The sequence below is a fragment of the Stenotrophomonas sp. STK17_22 genome, from assembly GCF_051983905.1.
Classification (GTDB): domain Bacteria; phylum Pseudomonadota; class Gammaproteobacteria; order Xanthomonadales; family Xanthomonadaceae; genus Stenotrophomonas; species Stenotrophomonas maltophilia_A.
This window is the reverse complement of record NZ_CP197010.1, coordinates 261,905-274,462: the sequence shown is the minus strand read 5'-3', so window position 1 is coordinate 274,462 and position 12,558 is coordinate 261,905. Positions and strand designations below refer to the sequence as shown.

Annotated in this window: 12 protein-coding genes; 4 read left to right on the top strand and 8 right to left on the bottom strand. The window is 66.1% G+C overall.

Translation table 11 applies throughout. The annotated features are described in order from the left end of the window. Positions 1-3: 3 nt before the first annotated feature. The 3 genes from ACSYS9_RS01180 to ACSYS9_RS01170 all read right to left on the bottom strand — a co-directional run bounded on the left by ACSYS9_RS01180 (position 4) and on the right by ACSYS9_RS01170 (position 2,481). Positions 4-1,104 carry an NADH:flavin oxidoreductase/NADH oxidase gene (locus tag ACSYS9_RS01180; protein WP_032128207.1) on the bottom strand — a complete coding sequence of 367 codons (1,101 nt, stop codon included), beginning with the start codon at positions 1,102-1,104 and terminating at the stop codon, positions 4-6. A 113-nt stretch (positions 1,105-1,217) separates the two neighbouring features. Beyond that, positions 1,218-2,024, bottom strand: a complete 807-nt coding sequence (locus ACSYS9_RS01175) for an NAD-dependent protein deacetylase (protein ID WP_049399769.1) — start codon at positions 2,022-2,024, stop codon at positions 1,218-1,220. Between the two features lie 55 nt (positions 2,025-2,079). Then, positions 2,080-2,481 carry an acyl-CoA thioesterase gene (locus ACSYS9_RS01170; RefSeq protein ID WP_004153688.1) on the bottom strand — a complete coding sequence of 134 codons (402 nt, stop codon included), beginning with the start codon at positions 2,479-2,481 and terminating at the stop codon, positions 2,080-2,082. 152 nt (positions 2,482-2,633) lie between these two features. Between ACSYS9_RS01170 and ACSYS9_RS01165 the strand changes: the two genes are divergently transcribed. Together ACSYS9_RS01165 and ACSYS9_RS01160 are read left to right on the top strand one after the other, a co-directional pair. Continuing rightward, the gene (locus tag ACSYS9_RS01165; RefSeq protein WP_032128209.1) at positions 2,634-3,269 is read left to right on the top strand and encodes a LysE family translocator; all 636 of its coding nucleotides are present in this window, start codon (positions 2,634-2,636) and stop codon (positions 3,267-3,269) included. 298 nt (positions 3,270-3,567) lie between these two features. Next, the gene (locus ACSYS9_RS01160) at positions 3,568-4,533 is read left to right on the top strand and encodes an IS110-like element ISStma4 family transposase (protein ID WP_440568761.1); all 966 of its coding nucleotides are present in this window, start codon (positions 3,568-3,570) and stop codon (positions 4,531-4,533) included. A gap of 150 nt (positions 4,534-4,683) precedes the next feature. Here the strand turns inward: ACSYS9_RS01160 and ACSYS9_RS01155 are convergent, their stop codons facing one another. Then, positions 4,684-5,703: a ribonucleotide-diphosphate reductase subunit beta gene (locus ACSYS9_RS01155; RefSeq protein ID WP_008264781.1), complete on the bottom strand. Its 1,020-nt coding sequence runs from the start codon at positions 5,701-5,703 to the stop codon at positions 4,684-4,686. 127 nt (positions 5,704-5,830) lie between these two features. Next, positions 5,831-8,233 carry a ribonucleoside-diphosphate reductase subunit alpha gene (locus ACSYS9_RS01150; RefSeq protein ID WP_071229567.1) on the bottom strand — a complete coding sequence of 801 codons (2,403 nt, stop codon included), beginning with the start codon at positions 8,231-8,233 and terminating at the stop codon, positions 5,831-5,833. Between the two features lie 552 nt (positions 8,234-8,785). Between ACSYS9_RS01150 and ACSYS9_RS01145 the strand changes: the two genes are divergently transcribed. Further along, on the top strand, positions 8,786-9,622 hold the full coding sequence (locus tag ACSYS9_RS01145; protein ID WP_071229566.1) for a DUF2884 family protein: 837 nt from the start codon (positions 8,786-8,788) through the stop codon (positions 9,620-9,622). A 75-nt stretch (positions 9,623-9,697) separates the two neighbouring features. Here the strand turns inward: ACSYS9_RS01145 and zapE are convergent, their stop codons facing one another. Next, on the bottom strand, positions 9,698-10,798 hold the full coding sequence (gene zapE / locus ACSYS9_RS01140) for a cell division protein ZapE (protein WP_049419242.1): 1,101 nt from the start codon (positions 10,796-10,798) through the stop codon (positions 9,698-9,700). Further along, complete coding sequence (locus tag ACSYS9_RS01135) at positions 10,795-11,466, bottom strand: alpha/beta hydrolase (protein ID WP_071229565.1); 672 nt, start codon at positions 11,464-11,466, stop codon at positions 10,795-10,797. Before ACSYS9_RS01135 ends, zapE begins: the two co-directional genes overlap by 4 nt. A gap of 43 nt (positions 11,467-11,509) precedes the next feature. Between ACSYS9_RS01135 and ACSYS9_RS01130 the strand changes: the two genes are divergently transcribed. Then, complete coding sequence (locus ACSYS9_RS01130; protein ID WP_071229564.1) at positions 11,510-12,367, top strand: EamA family transporter; 858 nt, start codon at positions 11,510-11,512, stop codon at positions 12,365-12,367. Positions 12,368-12,424: 57 nt separating this feature from the next. Here ACSYS9_RS01130 and ACSYS9_RS01125 read toward each other — a convergent pair whose 3' ends face one another. Then, positions 12,425-12,553, bottom strand: a complete 129-nt coding sequence (locus ACSYS9_RS01125; RefSeq protein WP_256201534.1) for a hypothetical protein — start codon at positions 12,551-12,553, stop codon at positions 12,425-12,427. Between the last annotated feature and the right edge of the window lie 5 nt (positions 12,554-12,558).

Sequence of the window (12,558 nt, the reverse complement as noted above, 5' to 3'; positions counted from 1 at the left end):
GCCTCAGCGCGTCTTGAACACGCCGCGCGCATCACGCGGCTCGCAGCGCAGGTACTGCGGTGCCGGCTCCACGCTGTCACGCAGCGCGGCGGCGGCATGCCACGGCCAGCGCGGGTCGTAGAGGATGCCGCGCGCCAGGGCTACCGCATCGGCGTGGCGATGGCGCAGGATCGATTCGGCCTGCTCCGGCTCGGTGATCATGCCCACGGCGATGACCGGCATGCGCACCTTGGCCTTGATCGCCGCCGCGAACGGCACCTGATAGCCCGGGCCGACGGTGATCTTCTGGCGCTCGTCCAGGCCACCGCTGGAGACATGCAGGAAGTTGCAGCCGCGCGCGTCCATCACCTGCGCCAGCGCTTCGCTCTGCACCAGATCCCATCCACCATCGACCCAGTCGCTGGCGGAGATGCGCACGCCCACCGCGACCTTGTCGGACACTGCCGCACGCACCGCATCGAACACCTCCACCAGCAGGCGCAGGCGGTTCGGCAGCGAGCCACCGTAGCCATCGGTGCGGCGGTTGCTCAGCGGCGACAGGAACTGGTGCAGCAGATAACCGTGCGCGGCATGCAGCTCGATCAGCTCGAAGCCCAGGCGCTCGGCGCGCACCGCACTGGCGGCGAAGGCGGCGATGACCTCGGCGATGCCGGCCTCGTCCAGTTCCTGCGGTGCCGGATCGGCGGCATGGAACGGCAGCGGCGACGGCGCCACGGTGGCCCAGCCACGCGCATCGTCGGCCGGCAACTGGCCACCACCGTCCCACGGACGCCTCACCGAGGCCTTGCGGCCGGCATGGCCCAGCTGGACGCCCAGCGGCATCGGCGACCAGCGGCGGACGCTGGCCAACACCTGCGCCAACGCGGCCTCGGTGCCGTCATCCCACAGGCCCAGGTCGGCCCAGCTGATGCGGCCGCGCGGTTCGACCGCGGTGGCCTCCAGGATCAGCAGGCCGGCACCGGACTGCGCCAGGTTGCCCAGATGCATGGCGTGCCAGTCGCTGGCGCGGCCATCTTCGGCGGAGTACTGGCACATCGGCGCGATGACGATGCGGTTGGACAGGGTCAGGGGGCCGAACGAGATCGGCGAAAACAGCTGGCTCAAGACGGTGATGAACGACGTAGGGGGTGCGTATTGCACCGCCGCACGGCCTGCGAATCAACCGTCTGGATGGATCGCTGTTTCGCGGTGGGCGTGCAGCCGAGCGTGTGCTCGGCTCAGGACGAAGCCCACGCGGCCAGCGCCTCGGCGCAGTCCCGTTCATCCTTGAACTGCAGCAGGTCGTCGGCGCGGGTGCGGCCACGGTTCAACGCCGCCACCGGCAGCCCTGCCCTGGCCGCCGCCTGCACGAAGCGGAAGCCGGAATAGACCATCAGCGATGAACCCACCACCAGCACGGCGTCGGCCTGCTGCAGGTGCTCCTGCACCGCCTGCACGCGCTCCCGCGGCACGTTTTCGCCGAAGAACACCACATCCGGCTTCAACACGCTGCCGCAATGCGGGCACTCGGGCACCACGAACGCGGAGAAATCGGTCTCCAGATCGGCATCACCATCGGGCGCGATGCCTGCCTCCAGCGCGTCCCAGCCGGGATTGGCGTCCAGCAGGCGCTGCTGGAAATCCTCGCGGCCGCTGCGACGCTCGCAACCCATGCAGCGCACCAGATCCAGGCGGCCATGCAGGTCGATCACGTTGTGGCTGCCGGCACGCTGGTGCAGGCCGTCCACGTTCTGGGTCAGCAGCACCTGCAGCTTGCCTCGGCTTTCCAGCGCGGCCAGGGCCTGGTGGGTGCCGTTGGGCCGGGCCAGGCCGAAGCGCGGCCAGCCGAGCAGGCTGCGCGCCCAGTAGCGCTGGCGGGTGGCCGCCTCGCCCATGAAGGCCTGGTAGGTCACCGGCGGCGTGCGTTTCCACTGGCCGTCGGCATCCCGGTAATCGGGAATGCCCGAGGCGGTGCTGCAGCCGGCGCCGGTCAGCACGAACAGGCGCTGGGCACGGTCGATGAAGTCGGTCAGTGGCAGGGTCATGGCTGCCAGATGGGGGTGCGGTGGCGCCCCCGCAAGCGCCGGTCCGTTGGCCGGGTCAGGCCGCCGGCAGCGGCGGTACCGCGATCGGGTGGCCTTCCTCGTCCAGCGCGATCATCACGAAGTGGCCGCGGGTGCACAGCTTGCGCTCGCCGCTGTGCAGGTCTTCGGCGACCAGTTCCACCTCCACCTTCATCGAGCTGCGGCCGACTTCGACGATGCGGCCGATGGTTTCCACCATCTGGCCGATGCGGATCGGCAGCTTGAAGTCGACCTGGTCGCTGCGCGCGGTCACCACGGTGCGGCGCGAGTAACGGGCGGCGGCCAGGAAGGCAGCCTTGTCCATCCACGCCAGCGCCTGGCCACCGAACAGGGTGCCAAGGTGGTTGGTGTGGTTGGGAAAGACGATTTCGGCCATGCGCACTTCGGTGGGCGGCACGGTCTCGGGGATGGGGGTCATGGGGGGGCTTCGGTGTGGGGTGCTGCGGATTCTAAGCGACCGGCGTGATGGCCATCGGAATGCACGTGCAACGGTCACCCGGCAGCGGTGCCTGCGCAGGCCGCGCCTGCGGCAGGCGTTACACTGCGCCACGCCCACTGCCAGGACCGCCCATGCCCGCCACTTCCGACCTGCTGGCCTTCGCGCTGGTTTCACTGGCCATGGTGCTCACGCCCGGGCCGAACATGATCTACCTGATCTCACGCTCGATCTGCCAGGGGCCGATGGCAGGCCTGATCTCGCTGGGCGGGGTGGCGCTGGGCTTCGTGTTCTACATGCTGTGTGCGGCACTGGGCATCACCGCCCTGCTGATGACCGTGCCGTTCGCCTACGACGCGCTGCGCATCGGCGGCGCGCTGTACCTGCTGTACCTGGCCTGGCAGGCGCTCAAGCCCGGTGGCCGCTCGCCGTTCGCGGTGCGCGAACTGCCGCAGGACAGCCCGCGCAAGCTGTTCACGATGGGCTTCCTGACCAACCTGCTGAACCCGAAAGTGGCGGTGATGTACCTGTCGCTGCTGCCGCAGTTCCTGCATCCGGACGGCGAGGGCAGTGTGCTGATGCAGTCGATCGTGCTGGGCTCCACCCAGATCGCGGTGAGTGTGACCGTGAACGGCATGATTGCGCTGACCGCTGGCAGCATCGCCGGTTTCCTGGCCGCGCGCCCGACCTGGCAGGTGGTGCAGCGCTGGCTGATGGGCACGGTGCTGGCCGGGCTGGCGGTACGCATGGCGGTGGAAGGGCGACGCTGATTGTAGAGTCGAGCTTGCTCGACCGCTTTGCGCGAACGGCAGTCGAGCAAGCTCGACTCTTGTGTCTTGGATCGTGCCCTGATCAGGCACAATCCCCCGGTGACCCGGGAGGCTCCGATGACGCTGCCTCGGCTCTTAAGCCTTCGAGCTTGCAAAGTAGATTCAGCGCGTCGGCGGCCTGACACCGCCATGGAACTTGAACGGTATCTTAGGCCCGCCATCGGGTGAGAGCCTGTACTCACAAGGGCAAGTCTGGCGGCTTCCGATCACGATCGTAAGTTCAAGCTGGAGCGAAATCATGCAATTTATCGGCATCGACGCAGCCAAGGCGACTTTTGACATCGCCCTGCCTCTATCTCACGGCAAGTATCGAACCAAGGCCAAACTCCCCAATACGCCAAAGGGTTTTGATGAGCTTCTGGCTTGGCGCGCCAAGCATGCGCCGAACGCGGCGGTAGGTATGGAGGCTACAGGCATCTATCACGAGGCCTTGGCTCAAGCACTGGTGGAGGCGGGGGTCGTGGTTCATGTGGCCAATCCCGCCCGAGTAAAGGCGTTTGGGCAGGCGGAGGGGATGCGGACCAAGACTGACCGCAGCGACGCCAAGCTGATTGCCCGGTTTTTTGAGGCACAACGCTCGGAAAAGCTGCATCCCTACGTTCCGCCGACGCCCTCGGAGGTGAAGCTGCGCGCCTTGGTACGGCGTCGAGATGATCTCCAGGAAATGCTGCAGATGGAGCACAACCGCCTGGACGTTGCCGATATCTCGGTCCAGCAAGGGATCAAGGATGTGATCCGGACGTTGGAAGAGCAGATCAAGCAGGTCCAGAAGGCGATTGAGGACCATATCGATAACGATCCGGACCTGCGCCGGCGTCATCAACTGCTTACCAGCATCCCCGGTGTAGGCAACACCAGCAGTGCCCAGCTGTTGGCCATTCTGGGGGATCTAAGCAAATACAGCGACGTGCGCCAGGTGGTTGCCCACGCGGGCCTGAATCCGGCCCAGCGTCAATCAGGAAACTACGAAGGCAAATGCCGGATATCACGCGTCGGCGACGCCAATTTCCGCAAAAAGCTGTACATGCCGGCGCTGACCGGGAAGACCCACAACCCCACACTGAAGTCCTTTGCAGACCGGCTCAGCGCGAAAGGCAAGCCCTTCAAGGTCGTCATGTGTGCAGTGATGCGCAAGCTCATCCATCTGATTTGGGGCGTACTGAGAAGTGACCGCCCCTTTGAGCCTGACCTCGCCCTTGCCTAGGCGAGGGCGACACGGTATCTACAAAGGCCCGCGTGCAGCATGACGGCCCGGTAGCACCAGGCAGGCTCCGCCGGGCATGGCCCGGCGCTACCAACAAAAAACCCCGGCGTTGGCCGGGGTTTTTCGTTGCGACAGATCTGACCGGTTCGATCAGAAGTTCATGTCGAAGGCGACTTCGCCCTGCACGCCGACCTGGTAGGCCGAGACGCGGCGTTCGAAGAAGTTGGTCAGCTCCTGCACGTCCTGCAGTTCCATGAACGGCAGCGGGTTGCGCACGTTGTACTTCTTTTCCATGCCCAGCTTGGCGAAGTGCTGGTCGGCGCAGTGCTGCAGGTACTGGCGCATGTCGCGGGTCGAGATGCCGGCCACGCCGCCGGACAACACGTCCTCGGCGAACTGCACTTCGCATTCGATGGCTTCGGCCAGCATGTCGTAGACCTGCTGCTTCATCTCGTCGTCGAACAGGTCCGGCTCTTCCTCACGCACCACGCGCACCGACTCGAACGCGAACTCCATGTGCGCGCTCTCGTCGCGGAACACCCAGTTGGTGCCCGAGGCCAGGCCCGGCAGCAAGCCGCGCGAACGGAAGTAGTACACGTAGGCGAAGGCGGCGAAGAAGAACAGGCCTTCGATGCAGGCGGCGAAGCAGATCTGGTTGAGCAGGAACTGGCGGCGCTCGGCACGGGTCTCGATGCGCTTCAGGTCCTGGATCGAGTCGATCCACTTGAAGCAGAAGTCGGCCTTCTTCTTGATCGAGTCGATGTTCTCCACCGCGGCGAAGGCTTTGACGCGCTCTTCCGGATCCGGCAGGTAGTTGTCGAGCAGGGTCAGGTAGAACTGCACGTGCAGCGCTTCTTCATACAGCTGGCGCGACAGGTACATGCGCGCTTCGGGCGCGTTCAAGTGCTGGTACAGGTTCAGCACCAGGTTGTTGGACACGATCGAGTCGCCGGTGGCAAAGAACGCGACCAGGCGGTGGATCAGATGGCGCTCACCCGGCGACATCTTGCTGTGCAGGTCGGTGATGTCGATCTGGAAGTTGATCTCTTCCACCGTCCAGGTGTTCTTGATCGCATTCCGGTACATGTCATAGAACTGCGGGTAGCGCATCGGGCGCAGGGTCAGTTCAAAACCGGGATCGAGCAGCATCTGCTTGGGCTTGTCGGCCATGGGTGTTTCCTTGTCTTCTCGGGTCAAAACGCCGGGCATGGCCCGGCGCTACCTTGGTGTTTTCTGCAGTCGAGCATGGCTCGACTCTACAAAGGGGTGTGCCGGCCAAAGGCCGGCACGGCCGCTTTTATTGGCAGGCCTCGCAGGCTTCCGGGTTTTCCAGCGAGCAGGCGATGGCTTCGTCCGGGCTGAACACCTTGGCCGGGGCTGCGCTGCTCACCGTGGTCTTGGCGATCTTGGTGGCCGGGCGCGAACGCAGGTAGTAGGTGGTCTTGATGCCCTGCTTCCAGGCGTACATGTACATGGAGGACATCGCGCCGATGTTCGGGCTTTCCATGAACAGGTTGAGCGAGGCCGACTGGTCGATGAAGGCACCACGCTCGGCGGCCATGTCGATCAGCGAACGCATCGGCAGTTCCCACGCGGTGCGGTAGACCTCGCGCAGCGTTTCCGGAATCTGTGCCACGCCGGCGATGGAGCCTTCGGCCAGCTTGATGGCGTCGCGCATGTCGGCGGTCCACAGGCCCAGCTTCTTCAGCTCGTTCACCAGGTAGCGGTTGACCTGCAGGAAGTCACCGGACAGGGTCTCGCGCTTGAACAGGTTGGACACCTGCGGCTCGACGCACTCGTAGCAGCCGGCGATCGAGGCGATGGTCGCGGTCGGTGCAATCGCGATCATCAGCGAGTTGCGCAGGCCATGCTCCTTGATGCGGGCACGCAGGGCATCCCAGCGCGCGGTGTCTTCCGGCACCACGTTCCAGGCGTCGAACTGCAGTTCGCCACCGGCGGCGCGGGTGTCGTTGAACGACGGGTGCTTGCCGCGTTCCTGGGCCAGCTCGCAGGAGGTTTCCAGCGCGTGGAAGTAGATCGCTTCGGCGATCTTCTTCGACAGGGCGCGGGCTTCGGCGCTGTCGAACGGCAGGCGCTTGCGGAAGAACACGTCCTGCAGGCCCATGCAGCCCAGGCCGACCGGACGCCAGCGCAGGTTAGCGCGGCGGGCGGTTTCGATCGGGTAGAAGTTCAGGTCGATGACGCGGTCGAGCTGGCGCACGGCCAGGCGCACGGTCTCGGCCAGCTTCTCGAAGTCGAACTCGTTGTGCTCGTCGAAGTGGTTGCCCAGGTTGATCGAACCCAGGTTGCACACCGCGGTTTCATCGTTGGAGGTGACTTCCAGGATTTCGGTGCACAGGTTCGACAGGTGGATCACGTTGCCCGGACGCAGGGTCTGGTTGCTGGCGCGGTTGCACTTGTCCTTGAAGGTCATCCAGCCGTTGCCGGTCTCGGCCAGCGTACGCATCATGCGGGCGTACAGCTTGCGCGCGGAGATGGTGCGGTTGGCCTTGCCCTGGGCTTCGGCCTGCAGGTAGGCCTGCTCGAAGGCTTCGCCGAACAGGTCGGTGAACTCCGGCACGACGCGCGGATCGAACAGCGACCATTCCTGGTCGGCTTCGACGCGCTTCATGAACAGGTCCGGCACCCAGTTGGCCAGGTTCAGGTTGTGCGCACGGCGGGCTTCGTCACCGGTGTTGTCGCGCAGTTCGAGGAAGTCCTCGATGTCGGCGTGCCAGGTTTCCAGGTACACACAGGCTGCGCCCTTGCGCTTGCCGCCCTGGTTCACCGCGGCCACGGACGAATCCATGGTCTTCAGCCACGGCACGATGCCGTTGGAGTGGCCGTTGGTCGACTTGATCAGCGAACCACGCGAACGCACGCGGGTGTAGCTGACGCCGATGCCGCCGGAGAACTTCGACAGCTGGGCGATGTCGCCGTACTTGGAATAGATCGACTCCAGCGAGTCCTGCGGCGAATCCAGCAGGAAGCACGAGGACAGCTGCTCGTGGGTGGTGCCGGAATTGAACAGGGTCGGGCTGGACGGCAGGTAGTCCAGGTTGCCCATGCGCTTGTACAGCGCCAGGGTCTCGGACACATCCTCGCTCAGCGCGCTGGCAATGCGCAGGAAGAACTGCTGCGGGGTCTCGATCACCTTGCGGGTGTGCGGGTGGCGCAGCAGGTAACGGTCGTACAGGGTACGCAGGCCGAAGTAATCGAAGTTCAGGTCCAGCGAGATGTCGATGGCATCGTTGAGCTTGCGCGCGTTGGTCTGCACGAAGTTCAGCAGGCGGTCGTTGATCAGGCCGACTTCATGGCCACGGCTGACCGACTGCGAGAAGGCGTAGATTTCCTGGCCCGAGACTTCCTTGGCGATGTAGTTGGCCAGCAGGCGCGCAGCCAGGCGGCCGTACTCGGGCTCTTCACCGATCAGCAGGGCGGCGGTGCGGATGGACAGTTCGTCCAGCTCGCGGGTGGTGGCGCCGTTGTACAGGCCGGAAATGGTGCGGGTGGCCACGCGCATCGGATCGACGGCGTGCAGGCCTTCGGAGGAACGCTGCACCGCGCGCACGATCTTGTTCAGGTCCACCAGTTCGGTCGTGCCATTGCGCTTGGTCACACTCATCGCGTTGGCCGTCGGCGGCGACGTCAACAGGAATTCGCTTTCCTTCTCGATGGTGGCGCTGGATTCGGTGGTCACGGCGTGTGTCCTCTTGGCGTGATTGGTGGGTGCTCGATGCATCGGGTGACGCAGCCCGGGACATGACAGCCCAGGATGGCAGGACGGCGTCGCAGGGGATGAGACCCTGCGCCTGCCACTGCCGTTGACGATCGCGGATGGGTACCCCGGGCACCCCTGGAATTGGGGTTGCTGCGACCGACGGCCACAAGATAGTGGGGGTGATGGGGTCCGTCAACGCCAAATGTAGTGAAATTCGGCAATCCCTTGCGCCGCAAGGATCGTGCCATCGGCGCCCGGATCAGACGCTTCAGACCTGCCGGAACAGGCTGCGCAGTCAAGCCCGAAAGGCGTCATCGCGGTGGTACAACGCACCGCGAAAACGGAACAATGACAGCTTCACATGACAGTGATGAAACTGGCTAGGGACAACCCTGTGGATAGCTGGTGGGCAGCCGGTGGGAAAGCCGGTATGGCCGGACGAATCGCCATCGCGCAGTGACTTTCGGCGGGTGACGGCGCCTGCCGAACGCGGGATGCTGAGGTCCTGCAATGACCGGAAAGGATTCCACCATGCGCCTGTCAGCACCCGCCTTGGCCCTGCTGGCTGCTGTGGTCACCGTACCTGCAATTGCCGCTGACACCCCGAAGCTGCGCGCGGACCAGTGCGGTATCCACACCGACTATGACGTGCTGGTGGACAGCGGTGGCATCTGGCTGCGGCATGGCCCGCAGGCACCGCACGAGGTGGTGTTCCACGATGGCGTGCTGAGCCTGGACGACACGGTCGTGCCGGTCAGCGAGGCCGACGCCGCCCGCCTGCGGCAGATGGAGGCCGGGGCGCGGCAGCTGATGCCGGCGGCCACCGCGCTGGCCCATGAAGTGAGCGGGTTGAGCTTCGACGTGCTCGACGGGGTCTATGAGAGCCTCACCGGCACCGCCAACAGCCGCAAGGTCCGGCGCCTGCGCCGGCAGGCCGATGACTGGATCGGCGGCACGCTGGGCAAGGGCTACTGGGAACAGGCGGTGTTCGGGCCGGGCTTCGAGGCCAAGGTGCAGGACATGGCCGAGTCGCTGTCCGCCTCCATCGCCCGCAGCATGCTGTGGCAGATCTTCACCGGTCGCGGCGATGCGATGGAGGCACGCGCCGACCGTCTGGACGCGCGGATGGAACAGCAGCTGGAAGGCCGCGCCGAACGCATCGAGGCCCAAGCACAGTCGCTGTGCCCGCTGGTGCAATCGCTGGCAGCGGCCCACGACGCGCTGGAGGTGCGCTACCAGGGCCAGCCACTGCGGCTGCTGGAGCGCGGCGAGAGCGTACGGGTAGAGCACGGCGATGGCTCGGGCCTGCATGTGTCGGCCCGGCCGGATGAGCGGCCGCGTGGGAACGCCGTGGCGCCGACCCGGTAACCGCGCGGCGGATGCCGGCCAGCGGCCGGCACTACCGGAACCCTGGCCGGCAACGCATTTACCTGGGTGGCGCCCTCACGCCCGGTGCGGGGTGCCCAGGTACTCGGCGCTCTGCATCTCGATCAGGCGCGAGGCGGTGCGTTCGAAAGCGCCCTGCAGGCGCTGGCCGGTGTACAGCTCGATCGGCGAGGTGCTGGCGGTGCAGACCAGGTTGACGTGGCGGTCGTACAGTTCGTCGATCAGGTTGACGAAGCGGCGCGCGGCATCTTCGTTCAGGCGGTCGAAGGCGGGAATGCCGCCCAGCAGCACCGTGTTGAACTCGTGCGCGATCTCGATGTAATCCGAGGGCCCGCGCGGGCCTTCGCACAGCGCGGCGAAATCGAACCAGGCAATGCTCTTGCCGCGGCCACGCACCGGAATCTTGCGGCCCTCGATCTCGATGTTGCCGGGCTTGGCCGGCTGGCCGCCGCTCAGCTCGTTCCAGCGCGTGGCCAGCCACTCATCGCTGTCGGTCGCCAGCGGTGCGCGGTATACCGGCGAGCGGGTCAGCGCGCGCATGCGGTAATCCTCGGTACCTTCGGCATACAGCTCGACGCAGAAGCGCTGCAGCAGGCCAATGGCCGGCAGGAAGCTCTCGCGCTGCAGGCCGTTGAGGTACAGGTTCTCCACTGCGGTGTTGGAGGTGGTGACCAGGGTCACGCCCTCGGCGAACAGGCGCTCCAGCAGCCGCGCCAGCAGCATCGCATCGCCGATGTCGGTAACGAAGAATTCGTCCAGCACCAGCACGCGCAGGTTGCTGCGCCATTCCTGGGCGATCTTCGCCAGCGGGTCGCTCTGGCCCTGGTGCTCGCGCAGGCGCTCGTGGACGCTGCGCATGAAGCGGTGGAAGTGGGTGCGGTACTTCTGCTTGATCGGCAGCCCGTCGTAGAACAGGTCGACCAGGAAGGTCTTGCCGCGGCCGACGCCGCCCCAGAAGTACAGACCCTTGACCGGCTCGGGCTTCTTCCAGAACGAGGACAGGCGGTCCAGCCAACCGTCCTCGGCACTGTCCAGCAGGCCCAGGTGGATGCGGTCCAGCTCGGCCAGCGCCGCATGCTGGGCCGGGTCGTTCTGCCAGTCGCCACGGGCAACCCCTTCCGCGTACCGCTGCGACGGGGTCAGCTCGGTTGCACTCATGCCGCCGCGCCCAGCCAGTGCTTCACGCCGTGGGTCAGCGCGCCGCGCAGGTCGATCAGCTTGCGGTGGAAGAAGTGGCTGGTCTCGGGCATGCGCACCAGCTCATGCGGGAAATCCAGCGAGTCCAGCCACTGGTAGACCGCCTGCGGGTCGACGATCTCGTCCTGCTCGCCCTGGATCACCAGCCAACGGGCCGGCGGGGCGATGCCATCGAAGTCCCAGCGGCCGGCCGGCGGCGCGATCGAGATCAGCGCTTCCGGCTGCAACTCGGCCGCGGCCTTCAGTGAAACGAACGCGCCGAAGCTGAAACCGGCCAGCCACAGGCGGTCGTCCGGACGCTGGCTGCGCACCCAGGCGGCGACGGCCTTCAGGTCGTCCTGCTCGCCCACGCCATGGTCGAACTCACCGGCCGAACCACCCACGCTGCGGAAGTTGAAGCGCACCGTGGCGATGCCCAGCTCGCGCAGGGTGGTGGCGGTCATGGTGACCACCTTGTTGTGCAGGGTGCCACCCTCGGTGGACAGCGGATGGCAGACGATGGCCACGATCGGCTGCACCGGCGCATCGGCCTTGGGCAGGTCGACGACCACTTCCAGCGGGCCGGCCGGGCCGTCCAGTTCGAGGCAGGCGGTTTCGCCGGGGGCGACGGGGAACGAGTGCTTGTGCATGGCACCATGATACCGTCCCCCGCCCCTGCCCTGTGCCCGTCCCATGCTCTACCTGTCTTTGGCCGTGATCTGCAGCGTGCTGGTTTCGGTGTTGTTGAAGGTGGCCGGACGCCGCCAGCTGGATGTTTCGCAGATGGTCACCTGGAACTATCTGGTGGCGGCAACGCTCACCGCCGTGGTGCTGCGGCCGCCGCTGGATGCGCTGCGCGCGCCGCACGCGCCGTGGCTGTCATTGCTGGCGCTGGCGGTGGTGCTGCCCTCGATTTTCCTGGTGCTGGGCCGCGCGGTGGCGGTGGCCGGCATCGTCCGCAGCGACGTGGCGCAGCGGCTGTCGCTGCTGCTGTCATTGGCCGCCGCCTTCCTGTTCTTCGGCCAGACTGCCACGCCGTGGAAGCTGGCCGGGCTCGGCCTGGGCCTGCTGGCGATGGTAGCCATCAGCCTGCGCCCGCGCAGACCGGCGGTGGCGTCCTCGCCCGGTGGCTGGGGCTGGCTGCTGGGGGTATGGGCTGGGTTTGCGGTGGTGGACGTGCTGCTCAAGCAGGTGGCGCTGTCCGGCACGCCGTCGATGGCGGCGGTGCTGGCCAGCTTCAGCGTGGCCTTCGTGCTGATGCTGGCGTTGCAGCTGTGGCGGCACGCCGGTGGCCGCAGCCGGTTGGCCTGGCGCAACCTCGGTGCGGGCGCGCTGCTGGGCCTGCTCAACGGCGGCAACATTCTTTTCTATGTGCACGCGCATCAGTCCATGCCGGAGAGCCCGGCCACCGTGTTCGCCGGCATGAACATCGGCGTGGTGGTGCTGGGCGCGCTGGTGGGCGTGTTCGCGTTCGGCGAGGCCACCACCCGGTGGAACCGCGCCGGGCTGGCGCTGGCGGTGCTGGCGATCGGGTTGATTGCCTGGGGCTGAGCATTTGATTGCGACGGACCATTTCCGGCAAATCGTTTCCGCAACTCCGGAGAGGTGTCACTTTCTTTGCGCGCAAAGAAAGTAACCAAAGAAACGCTCCGCCAGCCGCGAGCCGGTGCTGTGCACCGGTACCCTGCGCTTCTCGGTGAACCAGGGGACGGCGCCGAACTCGCTACGCTCAGACATCGGCG